This is a genomic window from Actinomadura alba, assembly GCF_014323705.1.
Lineage (GTDB): Bacteria > Actinomycetota > Actinomycetes > Streptosporangiales > Streptosporangiaceae > Actinomadura_C > Actinomadura_C alba.
The window spans coordinates 173,020-191,400 of record NZ_JABVEC010000002.1 but is presented as its reverse complement, the minus strand read 5'-3'; the positions used below and the strand labels follow the sequence as shown (position 1 = coordinate 191,400).

16 protein-coding genes are annotated in these 18,381 nt (G+C 70.5%); 3 read left to right on the top strand and 13 right to left on the bottom strand.

The window, feature by feature from the left end:
• Window positions 1-125: 125 nt before the first annotated feature.
• The 4 genes from HKK74_RS04000 to HKK74_RS03985 all read right to left on the bottom strand — a co-directional run bounded on the left by HKK74_RS04000 (window position 126) and on the right by HKK74_RS03985 (window position 4,149).
• The gene (locus HKK74_RS04000) at window positions 126-1,106 is read right to left on the bottom strand and encodes a malate dehydrogenase (protein ID WP_187241669.1); all 981 of its coding nucleotides are present in this window, start codon (window positions 1,104-1,106) and stop codon (window positions 126-128) included.
• Between the two features lie 200 nt (window positions 1,107-1,306).
• Window positions 1,307-2,527, bottom strand: coding sequence for an NADP-dependent isocitrate dehydrogenase (locus tag HKK74_RS03995; RefSeq protein WP_187241668.1), 1,221 nt, complete (start codon window positions 2,525-2,527; stop codon window positions 1,307-1,309).
• A 162-nt stretch (window positions 2,528-2,689) separates the two neighbouring features.
• Complete coding sequence (locus HKK74_RS39570) at window positions 2,690-3,007, bottom strand: DUF3017 domain-containing protein (RefSeq protein WP_222721927.1); 318 nt, start codon at window positions 3,005-3,007, stop codon at window positions 2,690-2,692.
• Window positions 3,007-4,149, bottom strand: a complete 1,143-nt coding sequence (locus HKK74_RS03985) for a citrate/2-methylcitrate synthase (protein WP_187241666.1) — start codon at window positions 4,147-4,149, stop codon at window positions 3,007-3,009. Before HKK74_RS03985 ends, HKK74_RS39570 begins: the two co-directional genes overlap by 1 nt.
• Window positions 4,150-4,336: 187 nt before the next feature.
• Here HKK74_RS03985 and HKK74_RS03980 point away from each other — a divergent pair, with 187 nt between their 5' ends.
• Window positions 4,337-5,050, top strand: a complete 714-nt coding sequence (locus HKK74_RS03980) for an FHA domain-containing protein (protein ID WP_187241665.1) — start codon at window positions 4,337-4,339, stop codon at window positions 5,048-5,050.
• A 42-nt stretch (window positions 5,051-5,092) separates the two neighbouring features.
• Here the strand turns inward: HKK74_RS03980 and HKK74_RS03975 are convergent, their stop codons facing one another.
• The 4 genes from HKK74_RS03975 to purN all read right to left on the bottom strand — a co-directional run bounded on the left by HKK74_RS03975 (window position 5,093) and on the right by purN (window position 8,553).
• Window positions 5,093-5,944, bottom strand: a complete 852-nt coding sequence (locus HKK74_RS03975) for a bifunctional methylenetetrahydrofolate dehydrogenase/methenyltetrahydrofolate cyclohydrolase (protein ID WP_187241664.1) — start codon at window positions 5,942-5,944, stop codon at window positions 5,093-5,095.
• Between the two features lie 96 nt (window positions 5,945-6,040).
• Window positions 6,041-6,202, bottom strand: coding sequence for a hypothetical protein (locus tag HKK74_RS03970; protein ID WP_187241663.1), 162 nt, complete (start codon window positions 6,200-6,202; stop codon window positions 6,041-6,043).
• 130 nt (window positions 6,203-6,332) lie between these two features.
• The gene (gene purH, locus HKK74_RS03965) at window positions 6,333-7,886 is read right to left on the bottom strand and encodes a bifunctional phosphoribosylaminoimidazolecarboxamide formyltransferase/IMP cyclohydrolase (protein WP_312881222.1); all 1,554 of its coding nucleotides are present in this window, start codon (window positions 7,884-7,886) and stop codon (window positions 6,333-6,335) included.
• 4 nt (window positions 7,887-7,890) lie between these two features.
• Entirely contained in the window at window positions 7,891-8,553 is a 663-nt protein-coding gene (purN, locus tag HKK74_RS03960; RefSeq protein ID WP_187241661.1) for a phosphoribosylglycinamide formyltransferase, read from the bottom strand.
• Between the two features lie 117 nt (window positions 8,554-8,670).
• On the opposite strand from purN, the gene HKK74_RS03955 reads away from it, so the two are divergent.
• Window positions 8,671-9,201: a DUF4190 domain-containing protein gene (locus HKK74_RS03955; RefSeq protein ID WP_187241660.1), complete on the top strand. Its 531-nt coding sequence runs from the start codon at window positions 8,671-8,673 to the stop codon at window positions 9,199-9,201.
• 65 nt (window positions 9,202-9,266) lie between these two features.
• Here the strand turns inward: HKK74_RS03955 and HKK74_RS03950 are convergent, their stop codons facing one another.
• From HKK74_RS03950 to sucC, 3 genes are all read right to left on the bottom strand, one after another.
• Window positions 9,267-11,237, bottom strand: coding sequence for a cell division protein PerM (locus HKK74_RS03950; RefSeq protein ID WP_312881221.1), 1,971 nt, complete (start codon window positions 11,235-11,237; stop codon window positions 9,267-9,269).
• Window positions 11,238-11,507: 270 nt separating this feature from the next.
• Window positions 11,508-12,416, bottom strand: a complete 909-nt coding sequence (sucD, locus tag HKK74_RS03945; protein WP_187241659.1) for a succinate--CoA ligase subunit alpha — start codon at window positions 12,414-12,416, stop codon at window positions 11,508-11,510.
• Window positions 12,417-12,419: 3 nt separating this feature from the next.
• On the bottom strand, window positions 12,420-13,610 hold the full coding sequence (sucC, locus tag HKK74_RS03940) for an ADP-forming succinate--CoA ligase subunit beta (RefSeq protein ID WP_187241658.1): 1,191 nt from the start codon (window positions 13,608-13,610) through the stop codon (window positions 12,420-12,422).
• 357 nt (window positions 13,611-13,967) lie between these two features.
• Here sucC and HKK74_RS03935 point away from each other — a divergent pair, with 357 nt between their 5' ends.
• Window positions 13,968-15,359, top strand: coding sequence for a glycoside hydrolase family 15 protein (locus tag HKK74_RS03935; protein ID WP_312881220.1), 1,392 nt, complete (start codon window positions 13,968-13,970; stop codon window positions 15,357-15,359).
• 83 nt (window positions 15,360-15,442) lie between these two features.
• Here HKK74_RS03935 and icmB read toward each other — a convergent pair whose 3' ends face one another.
• Both icmB and pcrA read right to left on the bottom strand, forming a co-directional pair.
• Complete coding sequence (icmB, locus tag HKK74_RS03930; RefSeq protein ID WP_187241657.1) at window positions 15,443-15,844, bottom strand: coenzyme B12-dependent isobutyryl CoA mutase small subunit; 402 nt, start codon at window positions 15,842-15,844, stop codon at window positions 15,443-15,445.
• 97 nt (window positions 15,845-15,941) lie between these two features.
• Window positions 15,942-18,188, bottom strand: coding sequence for a DNA helicase PcrA (pcrA, locus tag HKK74_RS03925; RefSeq protein WP_246491169.1), 2,247 nt, complete (start codon window positions 18,186-18,188; stop codon window positions 15,942-15,944).
• Window positions 18,189-18,381 lie beyond the last annotated feature (193 nt).

Genomic DNA, 18,381 nt, shown 5'->3' with positions numbered 1-18,381 from the left:
CGCGAAAGATCCCAGTATTGACCATCACTCGGACCGGTCGTCAGAATTCCGGCAAAAAGGAAAGACCGCCGCCCTTTCCGATGGCTCGGAGAGGACGGCGGCGGGGTTCGCCCGGAATCAGTGACTCAGATGAGGCCGAGCTTGCGGACGGCGTCGCGCTCCTCGACCAGTTCGGCGACGGAGGCGTCGATCCGCTCGCGCGAGAAGTCGTCGATCTCGAGACCCTGGACGATCTCGTACCGGCCGTCCCGCGCGACGACGGGGAACGAGGAGATCAGGCCCTCGGGCACGCCGTAGGAACCGTCGGACACCACGGCGGCCGAGGTCCAGTCGCCCTCGGCGGTTCCGTGCACCCAGGTGCTGACGTGGTCGATCGCCGCGCCGGCCGCCGACGCCGCCGAGGACGCGCCGCGCGCCTCGATGATGGCGGCGCCGCGCTTGGCCACGGTCGGGATGAAGGTGTCGCGCAGCCATGCCTCGTCGTTGACGGCGGCGGCGGCGTTCTCACCGTTCACCTCGGCGTGGAACAGGTCGGGGTACTGGGTGGCCGAGTGGTTGCCCCAGATCGCCAGCCGCCTGATCGCCGACACCGGGACGCCGAGCTTCTTCGACAGCTGGGCGACGGCGCGGTTGTGGTCCAGGCGGGTCATCGCGGTGAACCGCTCGGCCGGGACGTCGGGAGCGTGCTGCTGGGCGATGAGCGCGTTGGTGTTGGCCGGGTTGCCGACCACGAGCACGCGCACGTCGTCGGCCGCACCGGCGTTGATGGCCTCGCCCTGCGGCTTGAAGATGCCGCCGTTGGCCGCCAGCAGGTCGCCGCGCTCCATGCCCTTGGTGCGCGGGCGGGCGCCGACGAGCAGCGCGATGTTGGCCCCGTCGAACGCCTTCTTGGCGTCGTCGGTGATCTCGATGTCCTCCAGCAGCGGGAACGCGCAGTCGTCGAGCTCCATCGCGGTGCCCTCGGCGGCCTTGACCGCCTGCGGGATCTCCAGCAGGCGCAGGCTCACGGGCGTGTCCGCACCGAGCAGCTGGCCTGACGCGATGCGGAAGAGCAGTGCGTAGCCGATCTGGCCGGCCGCACCGGTGACGGTGACATTGACGGTCATTTGCGTTTCTCCTGCTGATCACTGGGGTGGCGAACCGCCGCGTATGGGTCTCTCGTCGTCGAGATAGTCCACGCGTCAGGCTACCGCGCGCCGTTTCCGCGCGGGTGCCCAGGTTACGGACGCCCGATCGGACGTGGCAGGGGCCGCCCCGGTGCTCCGGAACGGCCCCTGACGCCGAGCCCCACGCGGGGGCGAGACCGCTAGGCGGTCTTGCTCTTCTTCTGCAGGTTGACGTCGAGCGCGTTGAGGAACTCCTGGGTGGTCAGCCAGCCCTGGTCGCTGCCGACCAGGAGCGCCAGGTCCTTGGTCATCTGACCGGCCTCGACCGTCTCGACGCACACCTGCTCGAGGCGGTGGGCGAACGCGGTGACCTCCGGTGTGTTGTCGAGCTTGCCGCGGTGCGCGAGACCACGGGTCCAGGCGAAGATCGACGCGATCGGGTTGGTCGACGTCGGCTTGCCCTGCTGGTGCTGGCGGAAGTGCCGGGTCACCGTGCCGTGCGCCGCCTCGGCCTCGACCGTCCGGCCGTCGGGGGTCATGAGGACCGACGTCATCAGGCCCAGCGAGCCGAAGCCCTGGGCGACGATGTCGGACTGCACGTCACCGTCATAGTTCTTGGTCGCCCACACGAACCCGCCGTCCCACTTGAGGGCCTGCGCGACCATGTCGTCGATCAGCCGGTGCTCGTAGGTGATGTCGGCGGCCTCGAAGTCGGCCTTGAACTCCGACTCGAAGATCTCCTCGAAGAGGTCCTTGAAGCGGCCGTCGTAGGCCTTCAAGATCGTGTTCTTCGTCGACATGTAGAGCGGGAACCGGCGGTCAAGCGCGTAACGCATGGTGGCGCGCGCGAAGTCCCGGATCGAGTCGTCGTAGTTGTACATGCCCAGCGCGACGCCGCCGCCGGGGAACTTGGCGACCTCGAACTCCATCGGCTCGGCGCCGTCGTCGGGGACGAACGAGATCGTCAGCGTGCCGGGGCCGGGGACCACGAAGTCGGTCGCGCGGTACTGGTCACCGTGCGCGTGCCGGCCGATGATGATCGGCCTGGTCCAGCCCGGCACCAGGCGCGGGATGTTCGAGACGACGATCGGCTCACGGAAGACGACACCGCCGAGGATGTTGCGGATCGTCCCGTTCGGCGAGCGCCACATCTTCTTGAGGCCGAACTCCTCCACCCGGGCCTCGTCGGGGGTGATCGTGGCGCACTTCACACCGACGCCGTGCTCCTTGATGGCGTTGGCGGCGTCGATCGTGACCTGGTCGTCCGTGGCGTCACGGTGCTCCATTCCCAGGTCGTAGTACTTCAGGTCCACATCGAGATAGGGCAGGATCAGCTGGTCCTTGATGAACTCCCAGATGATCCGTGTCATTTCGTCGCCGTCGAGTTCGACGACGGGGCCCGCTACTTTGATCTTGGGCATGCTGTGGTGTCCCTTTCCTGCCCATGGGCGCGCTCGCTCGTCGGCTCGCTCCACAACGGCAAGCAGTCCTTCGTAAGGCTCAATGCGAGGTTATCCGAGCCTAAGGAAAGATCTAGCCCTGGGCCCGCAACAGCGCCAGGCGATCCGGCCCGGACCCGGTGTTCACCTGGGCGGCGGAACGACATAAGCCGTCACCGCGATGCCGATCGCGAACACCACCAGAATCAGCACGTCGGTCCATCGTTTCCGGGTGGCCAACAGCCCCACCTGGCTCTCGGGCAACACCAGCCGCGCCAGCGCGCCGAGGAGCACCGCGGCGGCGACCAGCACGGATCCGCGCTTGGGATGCCTCATCGCCACCAGCGCCAGCCCGGCGAAAGTGCCCGACAGCACGAAAAGATACGGCAGCTGGCCGAGCCAGCGCGGCGCACCGCCGCGGGCCTTCGGTCCCGTGCGCCGCTGTCGGCGGATCTGCGCCACTACCGCTCCGTCCCCTGGGTCCGTTCGCTGATGGGGACCCACTTCATATCGTGATCGCCAATGTATTCGCTGTCCGGGCGGATCAGGCGGTTGTCGGCGTGCTGCTCGATCACGTGCGCGGTCCAGCCGGCCATCCGGCTCACCGAGAAGACGGCCGTGAACAGGTCCACCGGGATGCCCAGGTAGCGGTAGACGCTCGCGGCGTAGAAGTCGACGTTCGGGCGAAGGCCCTTCTCGGCGAAGACGAGATCCTCCATCCGCCGCGACATCCGGTACCAGAGGTCGTCTCCGGTGGTCTCGGCGAGTTCGGCCGACATCCGCCGCAGGTGCGTCGCACGCGGGTCCTCGGACTTGTAGACCCGGTGCCCGAAACCCATGATCTTCTCGCCGGCGGCCAGCTTCTCGTGCACGGTCCGGTCCACGTCGGCCACGGTACCGATGGCCTGGAAAGTGCGCATGACCTGTTCGTTGGCGCCGCCGTGCAAGGTGCCCTTGAGCGCGCCGATGGCGGCGCAGACGGCGGAGTGCATGTCCGAGAGCGTCGCGGCGCACACGCGTGCCGCGAACGTCGACGCGTTCATGGTGTGGTCGGCGTGCAGCACCAGGCACTCGTCGAGTATGTCGGCCTGGCGTGGCGAGGGCCGCTCCCCGGTGATCTGCAGAAGGAAGTTCCCCGCGATGCCGAGCTCGGGGTCCGGATCCGGGGCGGTGACGCCCCGCCGGGCCGCGTGGTAGCGGGCCACGAGCACGGGCTGCTGGGCGGTGAGCCGGGCCGCCTTGCGCAGGTTGGCCTCCGGCGAGCCCGAGTCCTTGTCCGGATCCTCGCCGGACGCGAGCGAGACGTAACTGCGCAGCGCCTCCATCGGCGACTGGACCCGCGCGACCGGTTCGATGTTGCGCCGCACCAGCGGGGTCAGCTCGCGTCCGGCGGCCAGTTCGCCGGTCAGCCCCGCGAGCTCGCCCCGCGTCGGCAGCGTTCCGCGCTGGAGCAGATGCACGCACTCGGCAAAGTTGATCTTGCCGGCGAGGTCGTGGATGTCGTAGCCACGGTAGAACAGCCGGCCGGCCTGCCCGTCGATGTCGCTCACCGCCGTCGAGGCGGCCACGACATCGGCGAGGCCCTTCGAAGGTCTGGGGGCCATGCGCGAGTTCCTTTCCCGCCGATCACCCGCTGACACACCCGCTGACAACGAAAGAGTCTAGTGGGATCCCGACCCAACGCCCGAAATGCCCTGTGTCCTCGGTGCTACCCACCAGTAGGTGGGTGTGACCATGACTCCTTCGGGTAACCCGCCAGACAGGGGTCGCTAACTAGCTGGGAGGAGTGCCGTGGAGGGGCCGTTCATACGGATCGAGGACAGCGGCATGGTGATTGCGTTGCGCCCCGACGTCACGACGGTCGGTCGTGGCCGAGGAGTCGACGTTCGTCTCGACGACCCGAGTGTGTCCCGCTTTCACGCCGAGATCGTTCGGCGCGGCCCGTACGTGTACGTCGTCGACATGGGATTGTCGCGCAACGGCACCCGGGTGAACGGGCGCCCGATCGCCCGCCGCGTCTTGGAGGACGGCGACGTCGTGAGTTTCGGCACAGCACGGTGCCGGATGGGTGGCATCCCACGTGAGGAGGTCGATCCCGACGTCGAGCTGCGGCGCGCGGTCGCGCCCGAGCTGACCCGGCGCGAGGTCGACGTGCTCACCTCGCTGTGCCGCCCTGCCCTGTCCGATGAGGCGTTCGTCGCCCCGGCGACGGCCCGTGAGATCGCCGGCGACCTCGTCGTCACCGAAGCGGCGGTGAAGCAGCATCTGCTCCGGCTCTACCAGAAGTTCCGGATTCCCGAGGGCGTCAACCGGCGCACCCGGCTCGCCAACGAGGTGATCGCGATGGGGCTCGTACGGCCGCTGCCGCCCGTGCACGTGCCCCAGCAGACCAGAGGCCCGGTCGACGGCCGCACCACCGGCGAAGTGCGCCGGCCCGGGGCACCGCCGGGCCACGGCAATCCAGTCGGCCGCCCGGCGACCGAAGCGGGCCGGCGGGCCAGCTGATCGCCTGAGGCCCGCCGCCGGCCGACGGTCCCCCGAGGGCCGTCAGCCGGCGGCGGCTTCGGCGATCTCGACGACGTTGACGAGCAGCATGGCACGCGTCATCGGGCCGACCCCGCCCGGCATGGGGGCGATCCAGCCCGCCACCTCGTGAACGGCCGGGGCGACGTCGCCGACGAGCCCGGCCTCGGTGCGGGTGATGCCGACGTCGAGCACGGCGGCGCCCGGCTTGACCATGCCGGCCGTGAGCAGGCCGGGGACGCCGGCGGCGGCCACCACGATGTCGGCGTGCCGGGTGTGCGCCGCCAGGTCCTTGGTGCCGGTATGGCACAGCGTGACGGTCGCGTTCTCGGACCGGCGGGTGAGCAGCAGCCCGAGCGGCCGGCCCACCGTCACGCCCCGCCCGATCACCGTCACCTCGGCGCCGCGCAGCGGCACGTCATGGCGGGCGAGCAGTTCGACGATGCCGCGCGGTGTGCCCGGCAGCGTCCCGTCCTTCATCAGGACCAGCCGGCCCAGGTTGGTGGGATGCAGCCCGTCGGCGTCCTTGTCCGGGTCCATCCGCTCGAGCACCGCCTGCTCGTCGAGCCCCTGCGGAAGCGGCAACTGCACGATGTAGCCGGTGCAGCGGGGGTCGGCGTTGAGCTCGTCGACCACCGCCTCGACCTCTTCCTGGGTCGCGGTCCCGGGCAGCTCGCGCTTGATCGACTCGATGCCGACCTCGGCACAGTCCCGATGCTTCCCGCGGACATAGGCGCGGCTGCCCGGGTCGTCGCCGACCAGGATCGTGCCCAGGCCGGGCACGACGCCGCGCTCGCGCAGCGCCGCGACCCGCTGCTTCAACTCCGTGCGGATCGCCGCCGCGGTCGCCTTGCCGTCCAGGATCTGTGCAGTCACAGCGTCATTGTCTCAGGTACGTGCCGGCTGATCACAACGGCAGTGCCCACCCGTTGGGTCAGAACCGGCCGGAGTTGCTCATCTACATCATCACCGTCAGTCGGCGTCCTCGCGCCAGGCGATCAGCCGGTCCGTCAGCTGCCAGCCGACGTAGCCGGCCACGAGGGCGGCGAGTACGGCGAGCACCGGCGCCGCCAGCGGACCCACACGCGACACCCCGGTCACGGTCAACAGGACAAAGCTCACCAGGATGTCCACGGCTGTTCCTCAGGAGTCGGGGGCGTGCCGGCAGAGGGACGGGACGAGCACGCGGGTTCCCGCCGAGATTACAACACCGCGCGGGCGTGACCCGGCGATGGGGCGAGAGTCCTCGTGGCCGGGGTGCCGGTCAGTGGAAGAAGTGCCGGGCTCCGGTGAAGTAGAGCGTGATCCCGGCCTTCTCCGCCGCTTCGATGACCTCGGCGTCACGGACCGAACCGCCGGGCTCGACGACCGCGCGGACACCCGCGTCGGTGAGCACCTCGAGCCCGTCAGGGAACGGGAAGAACGCGTCGGAGGCCCCGACCGAGGCGGCCGCGCGGTCGCCCGCGCGCGACACCGCGAGCCGTGCGGAGTCGACCCGGTTGACCTGGCCCATCCCGACCCCGACGGTGGCCCCGTCGGCCGCCAGCAGGATGGCGTTGGACTTCACCGAGCGGCACGACCGCCAGGCGAACGCCAGATCGCGCAAGGTGGCCTCGTCGGCGGGAGCGCCCGCCTTGAGCTCCCACGTCGATGGATCGTCGCCCGGGGCGTCGAGCCGGTCGACGGTCTGGGTGAGCACTCCCCCGTCGACGCGCCGGAACTCACCGGGATCGACCGGGCCGTCGTCGGCGCAGCGCAGCAGCCGGATGTTCTTCTTGCGCGTGAGGATCTCCACGGCCTCGTCGGCGAAGCCGGGCGCGACGACGACCTCGGTGAAGATCTCGGCGACCTGACGGGCCATCTCGGCGGAGACCTCGCGGTTGGTGGCGATCACACCGCCGAACGCCGACAGCGGGTCGCAGGCGTGCGCCTTCCGGTGCGCCTCGGCGATGTCGCCGCCCACCGCGATGCCGCACGGGTTGGCGTGCTTGATGATCGCCACGCAGGGGTCGGCGTGGTCGTATGCCGAACGCCGTGCCGCGTCGGCGTCGACGTAGTTGTTGTAGGACATCTCCTTGCCGTGCAGTTGCTCCGCGGCCGCGAGGCCCTTGCCGCCGCCGTCCGTGTAGAGAGCCGCCCGCTGATGCGGGTTCTCGCCGTACCTCAGGACCGCCGCGCGCTCCCAGGTGGCCCCCAGGAAGTCCGGCCAGCCGGAGTCGTCCGCCGGGGAATGGACGTTCGCGAACCATGAGGCCACCGCCACGTCGTACGCGGCGGTGTGCGCGAACGCGCGAGCGGCCAGCCGGCGGCGTTGATCGAGCGTGAAGCCGCCGGAGCGCACCGCCTCGAGCACCGCGCCGTACGACCCCGGATCGACCACCACGGCCACGGAGGCGTGGTTCTTGGCGGCCGCCCGCACCATGGACGGGCCGCCGATGTCGATCTGCTCGACGCACTCGTCCGGCTCGGCACCGGAGGCGACGGTCGCGGTGAACGGGTAGAGGTTGACCACGGCCAGATCGAACGGCTCGACGTCGAGGTCCTCGAGTTGCTGCAGGTGATCGTCCTTACGGCGGTCGGCGAGCAGGCCCGCGTGGACCTTGGGATGCAAGGTCTTCACCCGGCCGTCCAGGCACTCGGGGAAGCCCGTGAGCTTCTCCACCCGCATCACCGGCACGCCGGCCTCCGCGATCCGGCCCGCGGTCGACCCCGTGGAGACGATCTCGACACCGGCCTCGTGCAGCCCCTTGGCGAGCTCCGCCAGACCGGTCTTGTCATAAACGCTGATCAGCGCGCGCCTGATCGGGTTCGTCCCCACCGGCTCACTCCTCGCGACGCGACTCACCTGTCGGGCTCCCCTCATCCGTACGGCAGGTCTGGCACTTCATCGACACCCGTCTGTCCCGGGTGGTCCATCCGTCGCGGGCGAGCCGCCCGACGACGTCGATCAGGAGCCGGCGCTCCACCTGCTTGATCCGCTCGTGCAGGGACGTCTCATCGTCGTGCCACCGCACCGGGACCGGCTCCTGCGCGATCACCGGGCCGGTGTCGACGCCCTCGTCGATGAAGTGGACGGTGCAGCCCGTCACCTTCACCCCGTAGGCCAGGGCGTCGCGCACGGCGTGCGCCCCGGGGAACGCCGGCAGCAGCGCCGGATGCGTGTTCACGATCCGGCCGCCGAACCGGTCGAGGAACCCGGAACCCAGGATCTTCATGAACCCGGCCGAGACGATGAGATCGGGTTCGTACGCGCCGACCGCTCGGGCGAGGGACAGGTCCCACTCCGCACGGGACGCGTGATCGGGCGTCCGGACCACGAACGTCGGCAGTCCGGCCCGCTCGGCCCGCTCCAATCCCACGGTCCCGTCGCGGTCCGCGCCCACGGCCACGACCCGGGCACCGTAGGCTGGATCTGCGCACGCGTCGAGCAGCGCCTGTAGGTTGGTCCCCGCGCCGGAGACGAGGACGACAAGCCGGGCGGACACCGTGACTCCCTGGTGGACGGTCGTGGTCTGCGGACGAACTCGCCCGTCGCCAGGCAGTTTATCGACACCGGTCGTGCGCACATGAACGTGATGTCGTGCTCGCCAACTGGAGGAAACGTGAGTGAGGACCCGGCGCGGAAGGCGGGGGCCCCCGCCCGTCAGGGAGCTGGGAACAGCACCGCGCCACCCGAACAGGACGCGTCCGAGCGGTCAGAGTTCGGTTCGATGCCCACGCCACCGGGCGTGCCGGGTCAGCCACGGCCGGCCGATCGCGGCGGCTGGCAGGCCTTGTGGCTCGGCGTCCTGGCCGCGCTGCTGACGGTGTTCTTCGCCCCTCTGGGCCTGGTGGCCGCCATCGCCGCGTTGGTCATCGGCGTGCGGGCACGCCGGCGGGCGAAGCGGAACAGCGGTACCGCACCCGGGGCGATCGCCGGGATCGTGCTCGGCGGCATCGGGCTCGCCTTCTCCGCCTTCTCGCTGGTGCTCACGGTGATCCTGTGGCCGGAGATGAGCGGCTACCAGGAGTGCCTGGGCAAGGCGAACACCAACAGCGACAAGCAGACCTGCCGCCAGGAGTGGTTCCCCCGGATCGAGAACAAGCTGAACCTGCCGGAGGGAAGCATGTCGAGGTACGGCGACCTCCTCTGAGACCCTCCGCTGAGATCGCCGGCCGGCGCTGAGAGTGGTGGCCGAGCCCGGCGATCAGGCGGCGATCAAGCCTCCGGCGGCTGCTTCCTGAGTACGTAGATCGCGCCGCCTCGGTTCTCGACCTCCCGCTGCGCCTCATCTTCGGCTTCAGGGCCGGGGTCGGGCGCCTCCGCGGCGTCCGGTGCCTCCGGGGGCACCGGCTCGGCGATCTCTTTCTCGTCGCGGGGCGCGGGGACCGGGGTGGGTTCCACCGCTGGGGGCTCGGGGCTCCGGGCCGCGGACCTCTGCCCGGCCGCGCCGCCGCCGGAGCCGGTCTTGCGCGACGCGGCCTTGCGCGTGCCGAGCACCGGCTCGGGGTCGACGAACTGCACCGGCGGCTGGATCAGGACCGACGGCTTCGCCCGTCCCGGCGGCACCGGCGTCCGCTCTGGGGCTCCGTCCCCGCCGCCCGGCTTCGCGGCGTCACCGGGCTTGCCCGGCTCGGCGCGCCCAGCGCGCCTGGCGGCCCTGCCCGCTTTCCGGGACCTACCGGCCTTGGCCGGCTTGCCGGGTTTGGCCGGTTTGGTGGGCTTCGTTGGCTTGGAGGGCTTGGTGGGTTCGGTGGACGGTTCGGCCTCCGCCGCGCCGCCGGGACCGCCCGCCCGGCGGAGCAGTGCCCAGTTCGTCACCCATGCGGCGATCGCCGCGGACACCCCGACCTCGAGCGCCGCCAGCAGCCCGACCTGCCAGGCGGAGGGCCCCATCAGGGCCAGCCGGCCACCGCCGAGCGGCCCACCGGACAGCGCGGCCAGCACGGCGGCGACGCAGGCCGTCAGAGCACCTGAGACGAAACCCCACAGCGGCGCGGCCTCGTAGACGGGGCTGGGCATGGCTCTGATCGTCAGCACGCCGCCCACGGCACCGGCCACGAAGGGCGCCGCCAACGCGAGCAGCGAGGGCAGCGGTGCCGGGCCGGGCTCGGGCAGCGCGGCCAGGGGCGGGAAGAGGGGCACGACGTTGAGGAAGACCCCGGTCGGCGAGACGCTCGTGCCCGCGCCGACGGAGAAACCCGGCCCGATGGCGTAGGCCATCGCCCAGATCACCGCGTTGGGCAGGAAGGCCAGTTCGACGAGCAGCAGCAGGAACCCCCCGACGAACCCGGGGGCGAGCGCGTCATAGGACGCCTTGGCCTCGGGCAGGTCCATCGCCAAGGACGTTCCGGCGAGCAGCGCGCCCGACGCGAGCAGCACCGCGGTGGCGCCGACCACGCCCACGACCAGCGAGCGCGGTCGCTCCGGCAGCAGCCGCAGAAGCGCCCAGAGACCGGACCGCACCCGCTTGCCGCCGGCGGCGACCAGCGCGCGGGCGGCGCCCAGCCCGCCCGCGAAGGCGGCGAGCAGGAATCCGGCGAGCAGCGCCTGCCACGCGGACGGCCGGACGACCGACGAACGCGCCGTGAGCGCGAGCAGCCCGGCGAGGATCGCGTAGGGGCCGGCCAGCGCCAGGGCGACCTGCATGACGCCGATGCGTTGACGGCCCCGGACCTCGGTGACCCGGATGATCCATCCGCCGCTGCGGTAGAGCAGCGCTCCCGGCAGCACGGTGAGCCCGAGCGGCAGAAGCCCGACCCGCCCATCCTGCAGCGAGAATCCCGCGTGGTGGGCGACCAGCCAGAAGTTCACAGCGGTGCGGAACACCCCCGGCAGCCCGGGACCGAGCGCGGCGCGCGGGGCGGCTGTCCAGCCGACGAGGGTGACGGTGGTCAGCACGGCCAGCCCGATGCCGACGCACCAGGCGGCGGCGACGATACCGGTCACGACCAGCGGCCGCGAGGCTCCAGCGCGTTCAGCGGCATCACCGTTGAGGTCCGCGTCGACGCCGACCTCGCCGGCGGCACCGGCGCGAGCAGCGCCCGCAGCGCCCGCACCACCGCTCATACGGGCGGCCTTACGGGCGGCACCATCTTCGGCGGCACCCGGCGCACCGATGACGCTCGCCTCACGGGGGGCACCGCCCGCACGGCCGGAGCCCTCGTCTCCCGGGGTCACGTCGCTCACGCGACCAATGCTGGCAGCCGCCCACCCTCGACCGCGCCCGCACGCCCGGCGTGTCGCTGTTTGCCCATGAATAACGCCGCTGATCAACGCCGCACGATCGCGCCGCGGCTCACGCGCGCCAACGTACGGATCACGCGAACGATCGCATGATCACGACAGTGAGGGACCGGCGCCGAACCGGGACCCGGCCGGCCCACTCTCCCTGCAGTGATCTGGTTTGAAAACAGGTCCCCGGCCGGGGAGCCGTTTTCAAACCAGATCACCAGGGGGTCATCGGCTCCGCATGAGCTCGCGCATGAGCCGCGCGGTCTCGCTCGGCGTCTTGCCGACGCGGACGCCGACCTTCTCCAGTGCCTCTTTCTTGGCCTGGGCGGTGCCGGAGGAGCCGGAGACGATGGCGCCGGCGTGGCCCATGGTCTTGCCCTCGGGCGCGGTGAACCCGGCGACGTAGCCGACGACGGGCTTGCTCACGTGCTCTTCGATGTAGGCCGCGGCGCGTTCTTCGGCGTCGCCGCCGATTTCACCGATCATCACGATGGCCTCGGTGTCGGGGTCGTCCTGGAAGGCCTTGAGCGCGTCGATGTGGGTGGTGCCGATGACGGGGTCGCCGCCGATGCCCACGCAGGTGGAGAAGCCGATGTCACGCAGCTCGTACATCATTTGGTAGGTCAGCGTGCCCGACTTCGACACCAGGCCGATCCGGCCCGGGGTGGTGATGTCGGCCGGAATGATGCCCGCGTTGGACTTGCCGGGTGATGCGATGCCGGGGCAGTTCGGGCCGATGATCCGCGTCTTGGGCGTGCCGTCGGCGGTCACCTTGCCCTCGGACAGCGCGTAGTCCCAGAACCACGTGGTGTCGTGCACCGGGACGCCCTCGGTGATCACTACACAGAGACCGATCTCGGCGTCGATCGCCTCGGTCACGGCGTCCTTGGTGAACTTCGGCGGCACGAACACCACCGACACGTCCGCGCCCGTCTCGGCCATCGCCTCGGCGACGGTCCCGTACACCGGCAGCGCCTTGCCGTCGAAGTCGACGCTCTGCCCGGCCTTGCGGGCGTTGACGCCACCGACCACGTCGGTACCGGCCCGAAGCATGCGGCCGGTGTGCTTGGAGCCCTCGGACCCGGTCATCCCCTGGACGATGACCTTGCTGCTCTCGGTCAGCCAGATAGCCATTGCTCACACACCTGCCGCTGCGAGTTCGGCGGCGCGCTTGGCCGCGTCGTCCATCGTTTCGACCTGCTCGACGCCCGGGAGCGCCGCGTCGGCCAGGATCTTTCGTCCGAGTTCGGCGTTGTTGCCGTCCAGCCGGACCACCAGCGGGCGGTCCACCCGCTCACCGCGGTCGGCGAGCAGCTGGTAGGCGGACACGATGCCGTTGGCGACCGCGTCGCAGGAGGTGATGCCACCGAAGACGTTCACGAACACGCTCTTCACGGACGGGTCGGAGAGCACGATCTCCAGGCCGTTGGCCATCACCTCGGCCGACGCACCACCACCGATGTCCAGGAAGTTCGCCGGGCGCTGCCCGCCGAACGACTCACCCGCATACGCCACCACGTCCAGGGTCGACATCACCAGGCCCGCACCATTGCCGATGATCCCGACCGTGCCGTCCAGCTTGACGTAGTTCAGATCCTTGGCCTTGGCCCTGGCCTCCAGCGGATCCGCCGACGCCTCATCCTCCAGCGCCGCGTGATCCTCCTGCCGGAACTCCGCGTTACCATCCAGAGTCACCTTGCCATCGAGCGCCTTGACCTGCCCATCCGCCGTCAAGATCAGCGGATTCACCTCGACCAGCGTCGCGTCCTCATCGACGAAGACGGCCCACAGCCGCTCGATCAGCTCCGCCGCGCCCTCCAGCGCCTGCTCGGGCAGTCGGCCCTTCAGCGCGATCTCACGCGCCGTGACGCGGTCGACCCCCGCCAGCGCCGACACGGGCACCTTGGCCACCGCGTCCGGGTTGGTCGCGGCGACCTCCTCGATCTCCATCCCACCCTCGACCGAGCAGATCGACAGGAACGTACGATTCGCACGATCCAGCAGGAACGAGAAGTAATACTCCTGCGCGATCGAACTGGCCTCCTCGACCAGCACCTTGTGGACCGTATGGCCCTTGATGTCCATACCGAGGATCCGACCGGCCTTCTCCTCGGCGTCAGCGGGAGAGTCGGCCAGCTTCACACCACCGGCCTTACCCCGCCCACCCGTCTTCACCTGCGCCTTCACCACGACACGTGAGGTACCGGCCGCGGCGAACTCTTCCGCGATCGCCCTGGCCTCCTGAGGGGTACGAGCCACCTTGCCGGCCGGCACCGGTACCCCGTACTGCGCGAAGAGCTCCTTCGCCTGATGTTCGAACAGATCCACGAGGGTTCGTCCTTAACGGATCGACAGCCTTCAGCATGCCGGACAATCCGGGCCGTAACGCATGCGGGGAACACTGCGTACGAGCGGCGCGGGTAGTTCGGCAACGCCCTTCCGGACACTCCAGTGCCCACACGTACAGAAACGCTCACAGGCGGGCTGTGCGCGCGGCCACTCAGCGGTCCGCTCCGACCAGGCAGCTTAGTTGGCCACGGCCTGTGATCGCTCCGCCGGGTCCGGTCTCACGATGACGGATAGGTACAGTAAAGACACATCGGGGTAAACCCGATTTGAACAACGCGCGTCCGAGCAGCCCGCAGGGGGAAGACCGTACCTGTCATCACCGGGAGGAACGCACTGGTGACCAGCGCCACGACGCGTACGATACGGCGTGTAGTCGCACTTCTGGTCATCGCCGCACTGGCCGCCACCTGTGGAGCCACCATTCCCGACCGGAACCTGCCGGAGTGGAGCAGCCCGGGACTCGTCGGCGGGGGCGGGTGGCCGTTCGCCAGCGAGCCGCTCGATCCGCTGGATGCCTACGGAGCCACGTACCTGCCGGACAGTTCGGTGGTGCTGCTGCGCGACGGCCGGGCGCGGTTCATCCCGTTCGGGGCCGAGGATCCGGTGACCGTCCTCCGCGAAGATCCCCGTGTCGATGTCGCCCTGCGGACGGACCGGTCGTGGCTGCGGGCCGGGAAGGTCCCCGGCACGCTGCCGGTGCACCGCAACATGGCCGCCCGCGCGCTGCTGGACCTGCGGCTGCTCACCCGGCCCAGCGGCGCCTCGATCGCCTCGTGGTACGGGGCGTGGCGGTTCGTGTGGCCCCGCGACTCGGCCTTCGCCATCGCCGCGCTGGCCGCGACGGGGCACGCCCCCGAGGCGCGGCGGATCCTGCGCTTCCTCGCCCGGGTCCAGGACCAGGACGGGATGTGGGCGGCACGTTATGAGACCGACGGCAGCGCCGTGACCGACGGCCGCCGGTTCCAGCTCGACTCGCTCGGCTGGGTGCTGTGGGCCGGATGGTTCCTGACCGTGCATGATCCGGGCACCAGGAACATTCCGGAGCTGTGGCCGATGGTGCGCCGTGCGGCCGACCGGCTGTCGGCCACACTCGGAGCCGACGGCCTGCCGCCGCCCTCCTCGGACTACTGGGAGCGCAGCCCCCAGGCGGAGGAGGACCCGCGACGGCCCACGCTGGGGGTGGTCGGCGCCGTACTCGCCGGGTTGCGCGGCGCCACGGCGATCGCGCGGACGCGCGGGGCCACCGAGGAGACGCACCGGTGGCGGATGGCCGCCGACCGGCTGTCGGCGGCGATCTCACGGCAGTTCGCGCCGTACGGGTATCCACGCTCCCCGATCAAGGGCGGTGCGATGGACGCGGCGGTGACGTTCCTCGCCCCGCCCTTCGCCGCGTACGACCCGGCCGTCGACACGGCTGTGCACACCGCCGCCGCCAAACTGCGGCTCCCCGGCGGCGGGGTGCTCCCGGGCGAACGCTGGGCGGGCAACCGTGAGGTCGCGTGGACTCCGGAGACCGCCATGTTCGCGCTGACCGCCGCGGCGTCCGGTCAGCGGGCCGAGGCGGCCGACTGGCTGGACTGGCTGGCTGGGCACCGCACCACCCTGGGCGTACTGCCGGAGAAGGTGGACCAGTACGGCCGGCCCGCGGCGGTCGCTCCGCTGGGCTGGACCGCCTCCCTCGTTGTGCTCGCCCTCGAGGCGCTGGACGGGCGGCTGCCCATCCCGTGACGGGCGATCCATGCCGTGACGGGCGATCCATGCCGTGACGGGAGGTCATCACGTGACGGGAGGTCCAACCGTGACGGGCGGTGTCAGGCGTCGACGGGGACCTTGGCCCGCACCCACTCGACGATCTCTTGAGTGGTCGCGCCCGGAGTGAAGATCTTGGCGACCCCGAGGCGCTCGAGCTCGGGGATGTCGTCGTCGGGGATGATGCCGCCGCCGAAGACGACGATGTCGGTGGCGTCGCGTTCCTCCAGCAGCTTCACCAGCTTGGCGAACAAGGTCATGTGCGCTCCCGACAGGATGGACAGCCCGATCGCGGCGGCGTCCTCCTGCAGCGCCGCCTCGACGATCTGCTCCGGCGTCTGGTGCAACCCGGTGTAGATGACCTCCATGCCCGCGTCCCGCAGGGCCCGGGCGACGACCTTGGCCCCACGGTCGTGGCCATCGAGACCCGGTTTGGCGATCACCACGCGGATCGGAGCACTCATCAGTTGCCTCCAGTCGGTACGGCCTACCAGCGCAGGGTAACCGCAGCCGGTCCCGATCCGCGGACTCGGGCCCCCGGCGACGTGCCGGGCCGGCGGATCAGAGCTTCTCGACCGGGGCGTAGCGGAGGATGAGGCGCTTCACGCCGTAGTCGCCGCCGAAGTCGATGGTGGCCGCGGCCTTCTCGCCCGCGCCGTCGACGGCGACGACCGTGCCGAGGCCGAAGGAGTCGTGGGTGACCTTGTCGCCGGCCGACAACGAGGGCACCGCCCGGTTGCCGGGCGAGCGCACGCCGGGACGCGCGGCCATCGATGTCATCGCCGACGACGACGGCGAGGACGCCGCCCGCTCCCACCGGATCAGCGGGTCGGGCACCTCGGCGAGGAACCGGGACGCCGGATTGACCTGCGGCGCCCCCCATGAACTGCGCATCACGGCCCGGCTGACATAGAGGCGCTGCCGGGCCCGGGTGATGCCGACGTAGGCGAGCCGCCGCTCCTCTTCGAGCTCCTTGGGGTTGCTCATCGCGCGCAGGTGGGGGAAGACCCCGTCCTCCATCCCGGTGAGGAAGACGACGGGGAACTCCAGGCCCTTGGCCGTGTGCAGGGTCATCAGGGTGACGACGCCCTGCTCGGTCTCGGGAGCCCGCTCGCCGGGCGGCACGGGGCCGGGCGGCCCGCCGGGGATGGAGTCGGCGTCGGCGACCAGCGCGACCTGCTCGAGGAAGTCGACCAGCCGCCCCTCGGCCGCCTCGCCGTCGAGGCGGTCCTCGAACTCGCGGGCGACCGCCTCGAGCTCCCGGAGGTTCTCGATCCGGGTCTCGTCCTGCGGGTCGCGGGACGCCTCGAGCTCGGCGAGATAACCGGTCTTGATCAGCACGGACTCGATCAGCTCGGCCGGCGTCTTGGACTCCGCCGCCGCCCGCAGATCGTCGAGCAGCGCCACGAACTCGCGGATGGCGTTGAGCGACCGGGTCGCGAGGGCGGGCACGTCCTCGGGCAGCCGCAGTGCCTGCCAGAAGCTGATCCGCTCGCGGGAGGCGTAGGCCTCGACGCACGCCTCGGCCCGGTCGCCGATGCCCCGCTTGGGCACGTTGAGGACGCGCCGCAGGCTGACGGTGTCTTCGGGGTTGGCGAGCACCCGCAGGTAGGCCAGCAGGTCGCGGACCTCCTTGCGGTCGTAGAAGCGCACCCCGCCGACGACCTTGTACGGCAGCCCGACCCGCATGAACACCTCTTCGAACACACGGGACTGCGCGTTGGTGCGGTAGAAGATCGCGACGCCGCCGGGCGTGGTCTCGCCCTCGTCGGTGAGCCGGTCGACCTCCTGGGCGACGAACGCCGCCTCGTCGTGCTCGTTGTCGGCGACATAGCCGACGATCTTGTTGCCGGAGCCCTGGTCGGACCAGAGCTTCTTGGGCTTGCGGTCGCTGTTGCGCTCGATGACCGCATTGGCCGCCGACAGGATCGTCTGAGTGGAACGGTAGTTCTGCTCCAGCAGGATGGCCGTCGCGTTCGGGTAGTCGCGCTCGAACTCGAGGATGTTGCGGATCGTCGCGCCGCGGAAGGCGTAGATCGACTGATCGGCGTCGCCGACGACGCAGAGCTCGGCGGGCTCGATGGCGCCCACGTCGGCGCTCGGCCTGCCGACGAGCTCGCGTACGAGCTCGTACTGCGCGTGGTTGGTGTCCTGGTACTCGTCGACCAGCACGTGCCGGAACCGGCGCCGGTAGTGCTCGGCGGCCTCGGGGAAGGCCTGCAGCAGGTTGACCGTCGTCATGATCAGGTCGTCGAAGTCGAGCGCGCCGGCCTGCTGCAGCCGCGCCTGGTACATCTCATAGGCCTCGGCGAGCGTCTGCTCCATGTGCGTCGACGCGCGGTCCTTGAAGGTCTCGTAGTCGATCAGCTCGTTCTTGAGGTTGCTCACCTGTGCGGAGAACGACTTCGGCGGGTAGCGCTTGGGGTCGAGGTCGAGCTCGCGGCAGACCAGTGCCATGAGCCGCTGTGAGTCGGCCTGGTCGTAGATCGAGAAGCTGGTGGGGAAGCCGAGCCGCTTCGCCTCCCGCCGCAGGATCCGCACGCAGGCGGAGTGGAAGGTCATCACCCACATGGCCCTGGACCGGGGGCCGACCAGCGCGTCGACGCGCTCCTTCATCTCACCGGCGGCCTTGTTGGTGAAGGTGATCGCCAGGATCTGGCCGGGGTGGGCACCGCGCCGGCTCAGCAGATGGGCGATCCGGTGGGTCAGGACGCGCGTCTTCCCCGATCCGGCACCGGCCACGATCAGGAGGGGACCGCCCTCGTGCACGACGGCGGCGCGCTGCTGCGGGTTCAGCCCGTCGAGCAACGGGCTCTCATCCGAGGAGCTCCCACCTGAGGGTCCGCTCTCATCTGAGGGTCTGGGGGAAATCGGTGCGGTCGACATCACGGCCGAGTTTACGGCCCGGCGCCGACACTTTCCGCGCTTCGGCCCACCGGAGCGGCCCGCCGCCCCCATCGGGGTGATCACGCCGGTAGGCCTGATCAGGACTTCCGGAAGT